The 18,298-nt window shown below is 40.6% G+C and carries 14 protein-coding genes; 9 read left to right on the forward strand and 5 right to left on the reverse strand.

The annotated features are described in order from the left end of the window. The first annotated feature begins 29 nt into the window (after positions 1 to 29). Complete coding sequence (locus AN213_RS09085; protein ID WP_095209725.1) at positions 30 to 821, forward strand: putative porin; 792 nt, start codon at positions 30 to 32, stop codon at positions 819 to 821. A gap of 65 nt (positions 822 to 886) precedes the next feature. On the opposite strand, the gene AN213_RS09090 is transcribed toward AN213_RS09085, so the two are convergent. Beyond that, positions 887 to 2,377 carry a dipeptidase gene (locus AN213_RS09090; RefSeq protein ID WP_054561976.1) on the reverse strand — a complete coding sequence of 497 codons (1,491 nt, stop codon included), beginning with the start codon at positions 2,375 to 2,377 and terminating at the stop codon, positions 887 to 889. Between the two features lie 156 nt (positions 2,378 to 2,533). Here AN213_RS09090 and AN213_RS20060 point away from each other — a divergent pair, with 156 nt between their 5' ends. From AN213_RS20060 to AN213_RS09105, 4 genes are all read left to right on the forward strand, one after another. Next, complete coding sequence (locus AN213_RS20060; protein WP_064971746.1) at positions 2,534 to 2,680, forward strand: DUF2986 domain-containing protein; 147 nt, start codon at positions 2,534 to 2,536, stop codon at positions 2,678 to 2,680. A gap of 513 nt (positions 2,681 to 3,193) precedes the next feature. Beyond that, the gene (locus AN213_RS09095) at positions 3,194 to 3,745 is read left to right on the forward strand and encodes a hypothetical protein (protein ID WP_054561977.1); all 552 of its coding nucleotides are present in this window, start codon (positions 3,194 to 3,196) and stop codon (positions 3,743 to 3,745) included. Next, positions 3,745 to 6,612 (forward strand): prolyl oligopeptidase family serine peptidase, encoded by a 2,868-nt coding sequence (locus AN213_RS09100; RefSeq protein ID WP_054561978.1) that lies wholly within the window; start codon positions 3,745 to 3,747, stop codon positions 6,610 to 6,612. The genes AN213_RS09095 and AN213_RS09100 overlap by 1 nt, the downstream gene beginning before the upstream one ends. An 85-nt stretch (positions 6,613 to 6,697) precedes the next feature. Continuing rightward, on the forward strand, positions 6,698 to 7,555 hold the full coding sequence (locus AN213_RS09105) for a GyrI-like domain-containing protein (RefSeq protein ID WP_054561979.1): 858 nt from the start codon (positions 6,698 to 6,700) through the stop codon (positions 7,553 to 7,555). Between the two features lie 438 nt (positions 7,556 to 7,993). Here AN213_RS09105 and AN213_RS09110 read toward each other — a convergent pair whose 3' ends face one another. Both AN213_RS09110 and AN213_RS09115 read right to left on the reverse strand, forming a co-directional pair. Beyond that, complete coding sequence (locus tag AN213_RS09110) at positions 7,994 to 10,126, reverse strand: TonB-dependent receptor (RefSeq protein WP_054561980.1); 2,133 nt, start codon at positions 10,124 to 10,126, stop codon at positions 7,994 to 7,996. 104 nt (positions 10,127 to 10,230) lie between these two features. Then, positions 10,231 to 11,082 carry a universal stress protein gene (locus AN213_RS09115; RefSeq protein ID WP_055198382.1) on the reverse strand — a complete coding sequence of 284 codons (852 nt, stop codon included), beginning with the start codon at positions 11,080 to 11,082 and terminating at the stop codon, positions 10,231 to 10,233. 267 nt (positions 11,083 to 11,349) lie between these two features. Between AN213_RS09115 and AN213_RS09120 the strand changes: the two genes are divergently transcribed. Continuing rightward, entirely contained in the window at positions 11,350 to 12,540 is a 1,191-nt protein-coding gene (locus AN213_RS09120; protein ID WP_054560656.1) for an MFS transporter, read from the forward strand. A 38-nt stretch (positions 12,541 to 12,578) separates the two neighbouring features. Here the strand turns inward: AN213_RS09120 and AN213_RS09125 are convergent, their stop codons facing one another. Together AN213_RS09125 and AN213_RS09130 are read right to left on the reverse strand one after the other, a co-directional pair. Further along, positions 12,579 to 12,770, reverse strand: a complete 192-nt coding sequence (locus AN213_RS09125; protein ID WP_054551820.1) for a helix-turn-helix transcriptional regulator — start codon at positions 12,768 to 12,770, stop codon at positions 12,579 to 12,581. Next, positions 12,767 to 13,195, reverse strand: a complete 429-nt coding sequence (locus AN213_RS09130; RefSeq protein WP_054560657.1) for a hypothetical protein — start codon at positions 13,193 to 13,195, stop codon at positions 12,767 to 12,769. The genes AN213_RS09125 and AN213_RS09130 overlap by 4 nt, the downstream gene beginning before the upstream one ends. Before the next feature lie 238 nt (positions 13,196 to 13,433). Between AN213_RS09130 and AN213_RS09135 the strand changes: the two genes are divergently transcribed. From AN213_RS09135 to AN213_RS09145, 3 genes are all read left to right on the forward strand, one after another. Further along, positions 13,434 to 16,688, forward strand: coding sequence for a winged helix-turn-helix domain-containing protein (locus AN213_RS09135; RefSeq protein ID WP_054560658.1), 3,255 nt, complete (start codon positions 13,434 to 13,436; stop codon positions 16,686 to 16,688). A gap of 23 nt (positions 16,689 to 16,711) precedes the next feature. Further along, positions 16,712 to 17,089 (forward strand): DP-EP family protein, encoded by a 378-nt coding sequence (locus AN213_RS09140; protein ID WP_054560659.1) that lies wholly within the window; start codon positions 16,712 to 16,714, stop codon positions 17,087 to 17,089. A 149-nt stretch (positions 17,090 to 17,238) separates the two neighbouring features. Then, positions 17,239 to 18,219: a GGDEF domain-containing protein gene (locus AN213_RS09145; protein WP_235575448.1), complete on the forward strand. Its 981-nt coding sequence runs from the start codon at positions 17,239 to 17,241 to the stop codon at positions 18,217 to 18,219. The last annotated feature ends 79 nt before the right edge of the window (positions 18,220 to 18,298 follow it).

Raw genomic sequence — 18,298 nt, forward strand, 5'->3', positions numbered from 1 at the left:
AAGCAAAACCAAATACAACAAGGATATGTATGATTAAAAAATTAGCCCCGATCGCTCTTGCAACACTTGCTTATTCAAACTGCTCAATCGCCACAGAACAACAAGTAAGTAAACAATGGTTCAACAGTATCGAATACACTCATATTAATAATGACTATTATGACTTTGATGGTTATCAATTAGTAAGCCATTACTACTTTGAGGAGCAGCAAAGCTCGGGTGTGCTCGATGATTATGGTTACCTAGATACAGATACAAACTTTCGAGTGAATTACTCAGGAGGAGACTATTACAACGATATTGGTTTATCAGGCGAGTATTTTTTGAACAACTGGTTTGCTGTAGCCGATATGAGGGATGTGAGGGATTTAGACAATTACACGCTAGGAATTGGCTACTTATTTGCCGATGCCTTAAAAGTCTCTATAAATAGGGATGTGCGTAGCTATGGTGATGATTATTTCCGCTTGAAAGCGCAGTATAACCTCCAAATCAACGATAAGGATTACCTTGGTTTTAGTGCAGAAACAGATGATGAACTCGACGTTTGGAATGTCTCTGCCAGATACTTTAATCATTTAAGCGGTAGCCATTACATTACTGTCGATGTTGGCCACCAAGACAGCCTTAATGATTCAGCAAGCAATGCCATGATCAGCTACTACTTCGGCGATCACTATGCCATAGGCGCAGGTTTGGATGATTCTGAACTCGTTTTACAAGGCAAGTACTTTATTAATGATAAATACTATTTAACCGCTAATTACACTGAAAGCGACTCTGCTGAACTTTATAACCTTAAGTTTGTTGCCCAGTTTTAAACTGATATGAGCCAACAGCTTTAAACAAAAACGCCGCTATAAAGCGGCGTTTTCAGTTTATAGAATTACATATTGCCTAGCTTAATCATCATTGCAGTGTACATTTTTAAGTTCAGTGCTAACTGCTCTTCAGTAATAAACTCATGCTCTGAGTGACCTGTGTACTTTTTACCTGGCATTGATGGACCAAATGACACCGCATTATCAAACAGCTTAGCATTTGTGCCACCACCAATTGACACAAAGCCCGCGTCTTTATCGCCGGTAAAGTGCTTAAAGATATCGAGTAATGCTTCTGCATGAGGCGCACCATCTAACAGCATTGGCGTACCAATTACCACTTTAGTGTCTTTTAACGTAACACCATTAGTGGTTTGCCAAGCGCTAAGCGCTTCATTAATTTGCTGCTTAAGCACCGCTTCTTGTTTACCTACCGGACGACGCATATTAATCGACAGTTTAATCTCGTTACCGTCGCGGCTTAATAAGGTTGGCGAAACAGTCATCGGGCCCATAAAGTCATGCTTATAACCAATTTCACCGAATTGCGCGCCGTATAAATCAAGGCCAATTAGCTGATTGATAAACTCAACTGCTTGACCATCGCTATTGTTTTCAAGATCAATACCTTTAAAGATTTCTGCAAGGTGCGCAATGGCATTTTCACCCGCTTCTGGCTCAGATGAATGCGCTGAAATCCCCTTCACTTGGACTAACAAGCCATTGTCTTGCTCAGTCATCGCCACTTTGACGTTTTTGAGCTTAGCGACATTATCGTGCAATTTAGCCACAGTTGCCGCATCAGCGTTATGTACTAACACACTGGCATCTTCAGGGATTTGGCTAACAAAGGCGCCGCCTTTTAAGTCACTAACATATAAGCCTGTTTGTGCTGAGGTCGCTGAGAAAGTCGGGGCAATTAAGCTCCAGCCTTTTTCTGCAACAACCACAGGGTATGAAGCATCAATAGTGACTGCGTATTTAGGTTGCTGATAGGTTTTCATGAACTCTTCGAGTGGTGCCCAATCAGACTCTTCTGCAAGGTAAACCATTAATTCAATACGGTTATTTAATGTAATACCCTTGTCTTTGATCGCCTTCATTGCATGCAGTGCAGTCGCAATTGCCCCTTTATCATCTTCTGTACCACGTGCAATTAGCTTTCCTGGCTCAGAGGTTTTATCCATTTTAAATGGACTTTGCTGCCATTTACTGGCATCTGCTGGTTGCACATCACCATGGGTTACTATGGTTACTTTTTCAGCTTGGTTACCCATGCCAATTAACACTGTGTAGCCTAAATCTTGATAATCAAAACCAAACTGCGCCGCTTTCATTTTTAAGAACGACTTAAAGCCAATGAAATCTGGGTTATCTGGAGTCGCTAGACCTTCTTTATTTACCGTTGGGTACGAAACTAAATTCTCTAAGGTATGAATTTGCGCTTGTTGATATTGCTCTACCGCGTAGTTAGCCAGCTTTTCACTTTGCTCAGACACAGCAGCCTGACTAGAGAAAGCACTTAATAAAAATGCAGCAAGTAATGAATGTTTCAAGATAAGCTCCAGAGTTTAACAAGGTTTTTAGAAAGTCGCCTTGATTGTAACGCTTATAACGCCGACATAACATCTCTAATTAAAGCAAAATAGATCGCTTAAAAATACCAACAAGGTACAATAGCCACTCACCCTATTAATTCGTTTGTTAGACTCATGAACCGCAGAAAAAAGATCTTCACTAAACTTAAGCAAAAAGATAAGCGTGCCAATGCAAAATTGCATAAAAGCAATAAACCGGCATATATTTCAAAGGCAGAACGCGAAAAATTAGCACAGCAAGAAGCTGAGCAGGAAAGTTAAAAATACCTAGTTGTCAGCGGTCAGCGGTCAGCGGTCAGATTGTAGGCGCGATTTTACATCGCGCAATATAAAAAGATAACGCGCGAAATAAATTTCACACCTACATCAAAAAACGTGGGAGCGGCTTTAGCCGTGAATAAAGTAAAGCTGTTCGGCGTTAAAACGCCTCCTACACCGTAGGTGTCACGCTTGCTTAGCGCGTCTCAACCACCACACAAATAAAACACCCTCGCGCGAAATAAATTTCACGCCTACCACACCTCAATTCACATTTGTATCGGACACGTGATTTGACTTGCTAACTTTACTCTCGTAGCTAGATACTCTGGTTTTCAAACTGAAAGCTGAAATCTGACGGCTCATCATTCTCTTTGTCCACTCTGGTTTAGCGTGTAGAAATTTCACGCCTAGCAACTCAACTCTTTTCACACTCATTCACAAATTGTGCTTCACATAGTTCCGATTTTTGAGTATTTTAAAATTAATAAAATAACAACAATAAGATACAAGGGAATGAGAAGTTTATTGCTGCTTAGCTGTGCGCTTTTGTTAAGTGCATGCGCATCTAAAGTTACCAACATAAAAGAAGACCGAGACACACTATCTAAAGCCGATGAAGGCTACCTACTGATTGGCATTGAAACTAACCGCAGTTTAAAAGCCATTTATATTGATGGTCCAAAATCGCTTGTTCTTACGGCTAAGGACATTCGAAGTGGTAGCAATTATATTTTAGCGAATCTACCATTGGGTGATTACACCATCACACGCTTGAACTTAAGTCATTACTCATTTCTCAAATTTGATAACGATGAAGAAAGTTGGCAATTCACACTTGCCCCTAACAAAGTTAATTATGTTGGCCATTTAGACATAACAACTATAGGTTACTGGAACACACGCTCTCATATTGTTTTAGAAAACCGTAGTTCTGAAGCACTGCAATACATGGAACAAAACTTCCCAACGATTTTGTCCGGTCGCTCGCTAAATTATGGCGGCCCCGGCGAAGACTCATTCTTTGATTATTTGGAACAAACATTTTCGCAGCAGGAAGCAAAATAATGAAAAAGCTACTTATCTTATTATTTTTTATTTTTCCCTTGCATGCTGAAATGTTATCGAGTGAAGACTTAATGTATTCGCCCGATCAAAGCCAAGTTAAAGTATCGCCCAGTGGCCGTTGGATCAGCTTTTTAGAAGCGCAGGAAGACAAAACCAAAACTCTCAATATCATCGATATGGATTCGATGAAAATGTACTATATCGTCAAACTCGACAAGGATAATGATTTTTACAATTATCAATGGTTAACAGACGATGATATTTTTATCAGTGTAAAAAGTCGCGATAGTCACGATTTTGAAGTCGTCGTGAATGTTATTGAAGGCGAAAAAAAACCAAAAATTGAACAGCATAGAGTTAAAGCAAAAGGCTACATCGTAGATAGGTTACTCAGTGATCCTGAACATATCTTATTTGCTAAACCTGATAAGAAAAACACACTGCTTTATCAAGTGCCCTTAACAGCTTTATACAGTAATGATTACAGCTCTTATACTCCTATAGAAAAAGGTTTAAAAGGTGCCTATAGCTACTTCTTTGACGAGCACAAACAGCAGCTTTTTACTGCAAAATTTGATGAAGACGAAAAGAGTTTACAGTTTTTCTATAAGGTTATCGGGAGTGATAAGTGGATACCACTTTTTACACTCACTGACGCAGATTATCAGTTTTTACCAGTTGGATTTACAGACCAAGATCACCTTGCCGTCATTACCAACAAAAATACCGATAAGAGCCAGGTGAGCCTTTTTAATATCAACACACAAGAAATCACCGACACACTCTATGAGCACCCAAAATATGACATTCAGTCCGCTGAGCTTGATGATAATGGTAAACTTATTGCTGCCTCGTATATCAAGCATGGTAAATATACTACCGATTATTTTATTGACGCCTATGAGCAATTGCATAGCAAAGTTGCGGAAGCTTTAGGAGACGAACAGTTTTTTTGGGTTGATAGCTCTATCGATGGTAAGACACAAATTTTATTCAGTCACTCAGCCACCGTACCTGGCAAATACTATTTATACCAATCAGAAACAAATCACATGGAGTTACTGTTTTCTGTCGCCAAAAATAAAGACGCAACGTACGCTAAAACAACGTTTTTTAACTTTAAAGCCTACGATGGAACTAACCTAGAAGGTTACTTAACCAAACCTATTAACAACGATAAGCAGGTATTATTAGTGATGCCACATGGTGGCCCAATAGGTATTCGTGAAAGTGATGAGTTTAGCCCTGAAGTGCAATACCTTGCCTCTCGAGGCTTTACTATTTTACGTGTTAATTTCAGAGGCTCAGCAGGGTTTGGTAAAGAATTTTTAGAAAGCGGTGTTGGTCAATTTGGTAACCTTATCGAACAAGACATTTCTGCCGCAGTGGCACATATTCGTTCACAATATAGCTTTAAACATACCTGCTCTATTGGCGCAAGCTATGGTGGTTATTCTGCGGTGATGCTGGCAATTAAACACCCTGATATTTATGAATGCGTGATTGCAAGTTTTGGTATTTATGACTTACCTCTACTTTATAACGCAAGTAATATCGCTTTAACTAAAGATTATCAAGAGCTTATAGAACGTACGGTTGGTGAATATAGCCAAGATTTAAAAGATATTTCCCCCGTCTATCAGGCTACATCTTTAAAAGCCCCAGTTCTTATTATTGCTGGTAAACAAGATGAAATATCGGGCTTTGAGCAAAGTAATCGCTTTTACTATGTTTTAAAGCGTTTAGGTCATGATGTTGAAAAAGCGTTTTTCGAGCGTTCAGGGCATGGCCATCAGATTTGGTATTACGATCAAGTAGAAGCAGCTTTAGCTAACGACTTTCTTGAAAGAAAACTTAATCTAAACAGTACATTGACTAATTATACTGAATCAGAAAAGAAAGCGGTTCAACGTGATGCCATATTGTTAGCAGATACTTTTGACAGTAAGACTATAGAAACTGATCGTAAAAAAGAAAGCTTTGACTACTACCAATTAGCTGCCAACTTAGATCATGATCGAGCCATGTTTAATGTCGGTAGTTATTATCATCGTGGCGATAATAGGCCTATTGATATTAAAAAAGCTATTGAGTATTACAGCCGCTCGGCGGAATTAGGCTATGAGAATGCAAAAGAAAGACTAAGTTTTATCTATTCCTACAGCTTACTTGTGGAGCCTGACTTCAAAAAAGCTCAAAAGTACTCTCAAGAACTTTATGATAAAGAGCAAACTGTTAAAAACGCATTTAACTTAGCAGTAGTCAATTGCATTGCTGATATTAAATTTAGAAATACAGAAAAGTGTTTAAGCTTAATAGAAGAGTATGCTGAAAAAGTTGGCAGTAACTCAAACGGAGAAGTTAGAGAGCAGATAGCCCTGCTGATGCTGGAAGGTCAATATTCGACTCAAGAACGAGAAAGGCTTCAGAAAATAATTAAAAAACTGTATGGACTTGATTATCCAAATGCGATTTTAGAGTTAGAGCGGGCTGGATTATTTAAACTAGTTTTATCTGAAAAATTTAATGGCCGTTCTAGTGTCGAGCAACTCAATGAAAATACGGAATTTTCATATACACTGAACGAAAAACAGCGCTTTGGAATCGAGTTTTCAATGAACCGCGAGGGTATTGATAATCGTAAGGATCGCTTGGTTATATTTACCAAATGGCACTTCAAACCAAGCTCTCCTGAAGAAAATGAAAATGTTTATTACCAAACTTTATGGGGCAGCCCTCTTGATGAATGGTCTACCTACCGCACTTTAGATGAAACATCGACTCCAGGTACGTGGACACTAGATGTAATGGGAGCAAACCAACAGTTGCTCTATCAAAACACCTTTAAAGTGACAGCTATCAACTAAACTCAAAATGCGCAATTTCAATCAGGTAACGACTTAGGGGCCATGGCAAACTGGCCCCACTTCTGAAAAGCATTAACGAGTAACCATGAAAACGAAGCAACAACAACGCATTGAGTTAGTCTGTGACTACATTAGCCAGCATCTTGATGAACCTTTATCACTGGAGACACTCAGTGAGGTGGCATGTTGTTCGAAATATCATTTTCATCGTTTATTTGTCGCTGGAGTTGGCCTAAGCGTTACCAAATATGCGCAGCTTGCGCGTTTAAAGCGTGCCTCATTTCGACTTGCATTTGAGCATCAACTTAAAATTATTGATGTTGCATTAGAAGCGCAATTTGATAGCCCAGAAGCATTTAGTCGTGCTTTTAAGCGCACCTTTACGCAATCGCCAAGCGAATTCAGAAGCAAACCAAACTGGCCTAATTGGCACTCACAGTTTGAATTTTCATTACCTGACAAAAAGGTTTGCCCTATGAATGTAAACATTATTGATTTTAAAGCACAGCCGGTGGCTTTATTAACCCACCTAGGCGCTGCTAATACCCTGATGAATACCGCTGCAAAATTTATTGAGTGGCGAAAAGAATCAGGCTTTTCACCTGTTAAAACCAGTAACACATATGGGATCCCGTATAGCGATCCGGCCACCACTGAAGACCATGCATTTCGTTTTGACTTTGCAGGCAGTATCACCTCACCGATTACTGAAAACCCGCAAGGTGTGCGAAATGGTGAAATTCCAGCAGGACGCTGCGCCGTAGTTCGTCATAATGGCTCTCATGACACCATTAGCGATACAGTTTACTACTTATACCGTGAATGGCTGGTGCAAAGCGGCGAAGAAGTCAGAGACTTCCCTTGCTTCTTTCATTACCTCAACCTCATCCATGAAGTTGATGAATGTGACCTGCAAACGGATATATATTTGCCGATAAAATGATTGCGAGTTTCGAGTTTCGAGTTTCGAGTTTCGAGTTTCGAGTTTCGAGTTTCGAGTTTCGAGTTTCGAGGCAAAGATTGTAGGCGCGATTTTTATATCGCGCAATACGCAAAAGAAATTTCACGCCGTTATCAGCCGTAGGCGTCACGCTTGCTTGGCGCGTCTCAACCATCACACAATACAAGCACCCTCGCGCGAAATAAATTTCACGCCTACGACAGCTTATTTCACATTTGTATCGGACACGTGACCTGACTCGCTAACTTTACTCTCGTAACTAGAAACTCTGGTTTTTAATCTGAAAGCTGACAGCTCGTCATTTTCTTTGTGAAGATATTTTCGGCACTAAAGCCCCCCCCTACGAGCTAGGCCTTTGGTAAAGACCTGTAAGCAACACCGTTCAGCTTCAAACTGACAGCTGAAAGCTGATAGCTTTCTCTAAAACCTATAACTCACACTGGCATTATACGAGCGGCCTTGCCCTGCAAGTTGCTCAAAACCATTACTCATATCTTGCTTGTAATTAGCAATGCTTACACCGCCAAGTGGCTGTTGGTAATATTCATCAAGTAAGTTAGTAATTGCCAACTTAAAGGTTAAATTTTGCCACGTTTTCTGACTTGAGATAGCCAATAGCTGATAACTGTCGGTTTGGTTTTCTAAACGGCGCTCATCAACATGGGTTTTACTATCAACCCATTGCCAGCTCAGTGCGTTTTGCCAGCCTTTGTATTCGTGCTCTAGGCTCAGCTCAGTGTGCAGTGGCATAATTTGATATAAGTCTTCATTGCTATCATCACGCTCGCCATGAGTACTGGTTAGTGATCCTTTTAACTGCCACTTTCCTGCTTGCTTTGTGTTGTAAAGCTCTACCAAGCCCGCCAGTTTTGCACCGTAAAGAGTGGCATCTAAATTCGTAAAGGTAAGAATATTACGCTTGGTATGCGCCATGTCAGTGCGATTAAAGCTTTTAGTCACTTCAGCATCAATATAATCATTTACTTGCGTGTACCAAACATTTGCCGTTACTTGCCAGCTATCGTCTTTGGCAAGTTTGGTGTAGCTAGAGCTCAATGTGTGAGCTGTTTCGGCTTCTAAATCTGGGTTACCAATATAACCATTACCATCGCCAAACCAACCAATCATGGTGGTTGCCATCGTACCTACACCCCAGCTGTAACGCTCATATAAATTAGGTGCGCGGTTTTTACGAGCTAAACCAAATTGCAGCTCATCGTTATTCGATAATTGATAGCGAGCAAGTAAGCTAATATCAACTAAGGTGTCGTCACGTTTACGGTCTAATTGGTTAAATTCCATCGCAGCTTGGGCGTCGGTTTTTGACATCTCCATCATTGAGCCCATATTAGCCATACCGCTCATGCCACCTTCGTTATAGGCCTGCACTTCGCCTGTATCTGTGGTGACTTGCTCAATACGAACACCTGCCGACACCCACCATGCTTGGTTTACTTGGTTTTGGTACTCAGCAAATGCAGCAAGGCGGTCACGTTTGCCATCGTTAATGTTTACGTATTCATTTGGGCCCATCATCATTGACCCTGCAACCTCCGGCCACCAATCATCAATTCGATAACCGTAATATTCTTGCCCTAGCATTAATGATGACTGTTTTGATAAATCAGTGCGCCAATGAACTTGATAACTGTAATCTTGTGCATCGGTATTCATTGGCATCATGCCGGTTTTCTCATTACTGAAAAAACCCATTTCGTGTTTTACATCATGCGCATTCACTTGCACCTGCAAATCACCACTTTCAAGCTCACGTTGATACTGAGCAACGAAACCATAGCTGGTGTTATCGGTCATATCCATGTATTGATTTGCAAAGCCTTGGTAAGGAATTTTTTGATGCGTCAGTTTAACAACAAGCTGTTGTTTATCATCACGAATAGCGCCCGTTAAAGCATGATTTTGCACTCGATATAAGGTATCAAGTACACGCTCACCATGCCCATCATCATAGCTGTTCGCATCTTCAAAGCTGCCTTGGTAAGACAAGCTAAACTGTTTGCTCGCAAGGCTTGCACCTAGCGCGTATGCTTGGCTGTCGTTAACTCTCTTATACTGGGCAGTAACATAGCCTGCGCGCCAGTTCACTGAGTCTGTATCACTAAATTCAGGGGCAATCGTATTTACTCTAATAACACCGGCAATATTATCACCGCCACTGCTTACCGGTGATACACCAGCAACAACACTGTAAGAGGCAATTTGGTTTGCCGACACATAAGAGAGTGGCGGGTTCATTTGGTTAGCACACGCTGCTGTGACATCAGCACCATCAACTAAAACTTTAACTCTATCGCCCATCATGCCGTTCATCACCGGCAAGTTAGACACCCCTCCAGCCGCAGAAAAATCAACACCTAAATCTTTTAGTAATGCGTCTGCAGAGCCAACTAATTGATGGTTATTTTGGGCATGACCTTGTACTTCTATCACTTCAATAGAATCATCAGCAAAGGCCGAAATACTTAAAACACAGCTAAGTGCTGCAGCAATTTTAGAAAATAAAAAACCAGGGCGAGAAGATTGCGTGTTCATAACTCTTTTAAAATCAAAGCAAATAATTAATGACGCCGATTATAAAACTCATTAATTAGTCTGAACACGTGACATATTGTCGCACCCTGTCACTGGTAAATAACTTAGCGCAACACCACTAAAGGAATACGGCTATCTTCAAGCATTTTTAAGGTCGTGCTGCCTAAAAAGAATTGTCGCCATTTAGAGTGACCAAATGCGCCCATCACCATTAAGTCAACGGCGTGGTCACTTTTATATCGCCACAGCGCTTGGTAAACATCGCCATCGAGCATGCGCGCTCTAACATTAAAGCCGTTTTCAGCCAACCTAGCTGAGGCAGTATCGAGTTTGTCTTGGCAGTGACCGTCTTGTTTATCAACCATCACCAAGTGGCAATCTAAGCCGGCTAAAATACCGCCATTGATAATTTGTGTAATTGCTTTGTCGGTACTTTCGCTGCCATCATAAGCCAGCATAAAGTTTGTAGGCTCATGAAATTGCGGTGGCACAATCGCAACCGGGGTATGCACCTGACGGATCAGCGTTTCAATGTGCGAGCCCAGTACTTTAAAATCATCGTAATGGCCTTTACCAGAGCGGCCAATAATCATCACACGGGCATTGTCTTCATGTTCAAGTAAAGCATCAACAAGACTCATTGGGAGCTGCTGTTGCTCAATCTCAGTTAAGCCTGCATGCTCGGCTTTTTTTATTGCTTCATCTAGCAATAATTGACCGTGCTGCGACGCTACTTTGTTGCGCTCTTGTTCAAGTTTTGCCAATTGCTCTAACAATGAGGTTTGCGAACCTAAACCAATAATTGCGGTTAAATCATCACTGCCTTGCGGCAAAGGAGGTTCTAAAGCATGCAGAAAATTAATTGGATGGCTGGAGCGCTTAGAAATCCAAATAGCAGCTTCTGTCACCGCATCGGTCATGCATGAACCGTCGATACAAGCAAATATCTTCTTCATTGCGCTCTCCTTTAAACCAATTTAGTTAACCAAGTATAGTTGGCTTTTTCTCTGTATTTATTTTGAACAGCAAAGACTTAAGAAGTTCAGGTTATTTTCTTATAGCAAACAAATATAGAACGTTCCAAAAAGTACTGTATCAACCCCGTCAATTTGTATTACAATAGCGCTGGGCACACATCTCTACTCCAGAACAAAGTATTTGTTACTGGCATTTTCAATTATCAAAAATCTATTTTGTTTTTAAATTTATTTTAAAGGAATTACATGACTAACGTAGCCAACTCCCAAGGCAACGCAAGCACGTTTACCATTCTGATAGTATTGGCTTTAGGCACATTCATTTTAGGCCTATCAGAATTTTCTATGATGCCAATGTTGCCCCTGATCAGCGAAACATTTTCGTCTACGCCAGCGCAAAGTGGTTATGCCATCAGTGCTTACGCGATAGGCGTAGTCGTCGGTGCACCGCTATTTATGATCACAACCGCCAACATGCGTAAGCGCAATGCACTGTTGATGTTTGTCAGCATGATGTTTTTATTCAATGGCTTAAGTGCTTTTGCAAACTCACTTGAGCAACTTATTTTATTTCGATTTTTAAGTGGTTTACCACACGGTGCCTACTTCGCCGCCGCTATTTTATTGGCAGCCGACATTGCCCCTGCCGATAAACGCGCAAGCTTTATGTCAAAAGTATTTATGGGTTTAACCATTGCTACTATTGTTGGTGTGCCCATGGTCACATTAGTGGGGCAAAACTTTAGCTGGCGTTATTGTTTAGCGGGCACAGCTGTACTTGCGTTAGTTGCCTTGGTATTGATTGTGAAATACGTACCTAACGTAAAAAATACCGCGCCAACATCGATTCTCGATGAGTTAAGTGTATTAAAGAATAAGCTCGTATGGACCATTCTGGGTATCATCATTATAGGTTTTGGTGGTGTATTTTGTGTTTACACGTACATTGCCGACACTATTTTAGAAGTCACCCATACCCCTGCTTACACTATCTCTATTGCTATGATCATGTTTGGTATTGGCTGTACTTTAGGTAACTATGTATTAGGTAAAGCCGCCGACCACTCACCGCTGAAAACCACAGGGGCTGCGCTGATTGGTGCTGTGGTATTTGCAGCCAGTTATGTAAGCGCAAGCCATAATATTTGGCTGTTATACGCGGTGATTTTCTTTATTGGTTTTAGCGTGGGTTTAGGTACCGTGATCCAATCATTATTAATGGATGTATCACCACAAGGCCACGCCATGATTGGTGCGCTGGTGCAGTGTGCGTTTAATACAGCTAATGCGATTGGCCCTTGGCTTGGCGGCATGGCTATTGCCGAAGGCGCACTCCCTAGTCAAACAGGCTATGTTTCGGCGGCACTATTCTTAGGTGGTTTTTTAATGTGGTCGTTAAGTGCAATGCAAATGAAAAGACAAAGCTGTAAGCCTTAAGCTCTCAGCTCTCAGTCTGATCGCTGAAGGCTGAAGGCTTATTCATCCTGAAATATCTCTTCGATACTCAGGTTGAATAAACGCGCCGCTTTAAATGCTAATGGCAAACTTGGGTCAAATTTACCTTTTTCAATCGCATTAATAGTTTGCCTAGACACATCCAAAAGCTCTGCGAGTTTCGCTTGGGTGTAGTTGTGCTCAGCACGAAGCACTTTCAAGCGGTTTTTCATTCTTCGCCCTCGTCGTTTAACTGCTTATTCATCATTAAAAGACTCACTAAATAGGTTAAGCTCATAAAGATTACGAGGTGCGATATATCTTCTTTAAAGCTTATTAAACCGCTTGATTGCACCACCGAATAAGCTAAACCAAATACCAAGCTTGCACCCAAAGTAATGGCCATTGCATTAAGGTGCATACGCTGCTGAAGCTCATCCATTCCTTGTAGTTGTCGCTTGTTCGATAAAATCATCATGATGCCAACTACGACATTAATTAAGATTGCTACAACACTATAAACAGCCTGCTCTTGCCATAAAAAATGTGGTCCAAATGAGGCAATTGCTAAAGTAATCACCCATGCAGATGTCCATTTAGCGAGGTTTAGCGTGTTCTGCTTATTACGTTGTTTAAAGGTTAATCCTGTTTGATTCATTATTCTCACCTTGAAAGTAAAGTAAACTTGACTAAAGATTAACCTAGCAACACAAAAAGTCAAACAAACTTTACAAAAAGTTTTATATACACGACATCAATATGATTTTTTAATGTCAGAAAAGGCAAGGCGCTTGCTGTTGATCTCATAATATTGTATTAATCAAAGAATTCCGTAATCTAATATAAAATCGGTCCAATCGGACTGCGTTTCTAACAATAAAAATGAAGATAACACTATGAATACGGCACTGTTTTTCGTTGGCGAATGGCAAGTTACTCCGGCCACTAATTCAATCAGACGCGGTGAACAAACAAAGCATCTTGAACCCAAGGCGATGGATGTATTACTGCTGCTTTGCGAAAAACAAGGTGAGCTACTAACAAGTGAAGAAATTATCAGCCACTGCTGGCCAAATGTAGCGCTCGGTGACAATCCCCTGCATAAAGTGATCACCCAATTACGTAAAGCCTTTGAAGATAAAGCAAGCGATCCGCATTACATAGAAACCATTCGTAAACGTGGTTATCGGGTTATTGCCGAAATCAACTTTCCACTCAACGAAGAACAAAAAGCCAGCCAAACCAGTTGGCAAGGTGATTCGCCCTTTGTTGGCTTAAGTGCATTTGCACCAGAGCAAGCCGATGTGTTTTTTGGTCGTAACAAACAAATTGCCACTTTGTTACAGCGGGTATCGGCTCAAATAGAATTTGGTCGCGCATTTTGCTTAATTTTGGGAGCCAGTGGTTCAGGTAAATCGTCGTTAGTTAACGCAGGTGTATTGCCCGCTTTAATGTCGAGTAATGGCTACGATGGCATTAGAGTACACAGTTACTGCCAACTCGACTTTGCCGATGTCAGCAAAGAGCGCTTACTGCTTGATTTAGCCTCAACCTTGCTCGATTTAGAAATAAACGACGCACCTGTACTTAGCGATATAAGCGCCGATGCGTTGGCTGAATTGTTATTAACAGATCCAGAACTGGTTATTTCTCGCTGTAAAGCAGCACTTGCAGCGCTAAATGCAGAGCGCACTACGCCCTATCTATTTTTATTTATCGACAGGCTCGAAGTGCTATTGTCATCGCCGCTATTTAGCGATGACGAGCGCAACCAGCTGTTAGCACTTATTGAGCGCTTAGCAACAAGTGGCTGCATGATCATTTTTAGTGCCTGTCGTAATGACTTTTACCCGCAAGTAGTGAGTCAACCAAGTTTAATGGCAGGTAAAGCCAATGGCGCACATTTTGACTTATTAGCGCCAACTCGCTCTGAGCTAAAGCAAATGATCCGTTTGCCAGCACTTGCAGCAGGCTTAAGTTGGCAACATCACCCAGAGCATCACACACCGCTTGATGAACAACTTTGTAACGATACTGCCAATAACCCTGATGCATTGCCAATGCTGCAATACACCTTGCAGCAGCTTTACTTGCAGCGCAGCCCAGACAACGAATTATTGTTTTCTGAATACCAAGCGCTTGGCACTATCGAAGGAGCCATCGGCCAAAAAGCCGAACAGGTATTTTGCCAATTACCCAAAGACCAACAAACTGAACTTGCCACAGTTCTTTCTAAGCTGATCACTTTAAACCCAGATGGCGAAACACTCACCAGCCGTGCTGCACATTGGAGCGAATTAACCAGCCCTGCTGCGACCAAGCTTGTTCAGGCTATGGTCGATAGCCGCTTGTTTGTATCACACCTTAAAAATGAACAAGCCTGTTTTAGCCTTGCTCACGAAGCGCTGCTACGCCATTGGCAACGCGCCATAGATTGGGTGAAAGAGCACCAACAAAGCTTAGCAATTCAAAGCCGTGTGCAACTAGCTACCGAGCGCTGGCTGATTGAGCATAAACACAGTGACTTTTTATTAGCGCAAGGCAAACCGCTGCAAGAAGCACAAACCCTAGTTAAAAACCCTATGTTTAGCTTATCGAGTGACGAACAAGCGTTAATTAAAGCCTCTAACAACAAAGCCAAACGTAAAAAACGCGTGTTACAAATAACAGCGGCTGCACTTGTGTGCTTAACCTTTATTGCCACATTTATGAGCGTACGCAGCTATCACGCCGAACAAATAGCAAAACAAAAACGCCAAGAGGCCGAAAGTTTATTGGGCTTTATGGTCGGTGAATTTGCCGACAAACTCAGAAGCGTTGAACGTATGGATTTACTGGATGGTATTAGCAACAAAGCCCTTGAGTATTTTACCAACCAAAACGAAGAAACAGCGTCACTGTTTGACTTTAGCGATAAACAAGCCGAGTTTAATAACCGTTTTCAATACGCTCAAACCTTAGAGGCCATGGGCGAAGTCGCTTACTCGCGCGGCAAAACCGACGAGGCCTTCACTGCCTTTGAAAATGCACGAACGCGCCTAGAATCATTACTAAAAATTCAACCCAACAACCTAGATGTTTTAATGCTCGCAGGGGCTAATGCTTTTTGGCTTGGGCAATTACATTATGACAACAGCGACTACAATGCGACCGAACCTTGGTTTAAACGGTATCAAGAGTACAGCGAACAAATGTACGCGTTAGCGCCCAATGACTTTAATTCAATTATGGAGCTATCTTACTCACACAATTCACTTGGTTCACTGTATATAAAGCAGTTTAACTACGCTCTCGCAAAACAGAGCTTTACAGAATCTTTAAAACTTAAAAACCAAGCTCTTGAGCTTAAACCTAATAACAAAAATTTATTACGCGATAAAACAGACACCATTAGCTGGATTGCAACCACAGAAGAGAGGCTCGGTAATTTAAACGCTGCACTCGAAATGCTTGAACAAGCCTCTCAACAGCTAGTCAACATGCTTAAAACGTCATCGAATGATGCAAGTTTGCAAAGTCATTTAGCAAACACTTATATGCAGCAAAGCTTTTTATTGAGCTACTTCCCAAATAAGAGAGCGGCATTTTTAAAAGCAGAAAAAGCAACCAACGCAATTAATCAAGCAAGAATACAAGATCCAAAAAATCAAAACTTTCAACGCACCTTTTACAGAACGCTTGCATACCAATTAATGCTGTTAGATAAAAATAAAACTAGTGAAAGGGTAAAAGATGTTTTGAGTTACATTGATAACCAAGGGTTTTCAAATATAACTTTAATAAACATTCAAATAGATGTCATTCATTATTTAATAAATCGAAACCTTTTAAGTGAAGCCGAAGTCCTTTTATTAAAATTAGAAAACAACTCAGACTTAATTGAGAGACTATCTGATACTAAAAAAATAGAAAACAACTCTATCCTAATAAAGATTAACTTAATTAAAGCAAAGCTTGCTGAAGACAAAATAGCAAAACAACAATTTTGCCAAGCAACTATAAATACAATTGAGAAAAACAAAAATGGTAATAAAAGTATAAAAAGAACTTACCCACTTATTCAAGCCTACACCTGTTTAAACAAAGAAAGTGAGGTAGGCACAATTAAAAGTAAACTAATAGAGTTAGGTATTACTAACTTTGATCTATAAAAAACAACTAGAAGGTAATAACAATGAGCGAAAGTCAAACTTACAACTTTACAGTGAATGTTACACTTAACACTGAAAATGAAGCTGTATTCACATACTTCCAAGACGGTCAGCAAGTTTCTGGTGGCGGTACTGTCAATGAAAGAAACAGCCTCGGTATTTATACACTTGATGACGCAACTGTTGATGCTGGCTTTAAATTTACAGGTGCTAAATTTGCAAACCTTGAGGGTGATTGCAAGCAAGACTTTAGCTTTAAAGTCACTGATAATGGTCAAACAATTGAGATTGCCGATACAGATGATAATAGCGGTACTGCGTGTATGATTTTCATCGTAGAGTGCAATGGCACAAGCTATGAAAGTGCCGACCCGCAAGTAAAAAATGATAAAGAAGACTAAATACCTCTGTAAAAAGCTCCTTCTTAGGAGCTTTTTTACATTACAAAACAACAGATTAAAACCAGAAGATTACCAGAAGGTTAATTTGCACTTTTTTAAGTAACTTTATAGACACCAAAATCGTTTGCATCGGCAAAAAGGAAACGAACGTGTCTACTAATAAAAATGAACAACCGAGCACTGCTAAATCAGAAGCGAAGAGCGCACTTGCGCAGTCTATTAATTCAGAGCAACTTGCGCTGATTGCCCAAATGTTTCAGAACATTCCTGAAGGAGTGTTTATCATTAATGGTCAAGGCACGTTTGAATTTGCAAACCCGATGGCGGCTCAGCTTTTTGGAGACAACCAAGAAGCGTTAATCGGGCAAAACATTTTACATTACCTACACGACACCGACCGTGATAAATACATGTATACCCTACTCAGTTGGTTAGACCATAAAGACTCGCCGATAAGCCTTGGGCCAAACGAAGTTAAAATAAACCGCGCCGATAATAAAACCCTTGAGGCGGATTTATGTATATCGAGCCTGCCAAAAAATATTGCCGTTGCAGAAAATTTATTTATTTGTGTATTACATGATTTATCATCACACAAAGAGCAATATAACCGCTTAATAAAACAGGCTACTACTGACCATTTAACTGGCCTTGCAAATAGATTAACCCTTGAAGAGTCATTAAAAGAGCATTGGCAAGAAAGCGTACAAACTAATCAAGCTATTAGCACTATATTAATCGACATTGATTACTTTAAGTTATTCAATGACCGATTTGGTCATGTAAAAGGCGATAAATGCTTACAAAAAGTAGCCAGTATAATCGCAGAGTCACTTCCTTCTCGGGATTGTTTAGCAGCCCGTTATGGTGGTGAAGAATTCGCCATTATATTACCCCGCTGTCAAAAAGACACAGCCGCAGCTATTGCTAAACATATTCAAATAAAAGTAAATAACATGCCATTTACTGACATAGGTTTACCGAGTGATTTTAGAATAAGTGTAAGCCAAGGAATTGCTTGCGAGTTTAATAATCAATACCGTACTTCAGAGGCATTAATTTGCGCAGCAGATACTGCTTTATACCGAGCAAAAACAGAGGGCAGAAATAAAATCAGCATTAGCGCATAACAAAGTTAGTATAATGTAAACACCGTGAGCTAAATAGCTTGTTAAGATAATCATATAGTATACTTTTATGTTATTTGTT

It is taken from the genome of Pseudoalteromonas sp. P1-8 (genome assembly GCF_001399985.1).
In the GTDB taxonomy this organism is placed as follows: domain Bacteria; phylum Pseudomonadota; class Gammaproteobacteria; order Enterobacterales; family Alteromonadaceae; genus Pseudoalteromonas.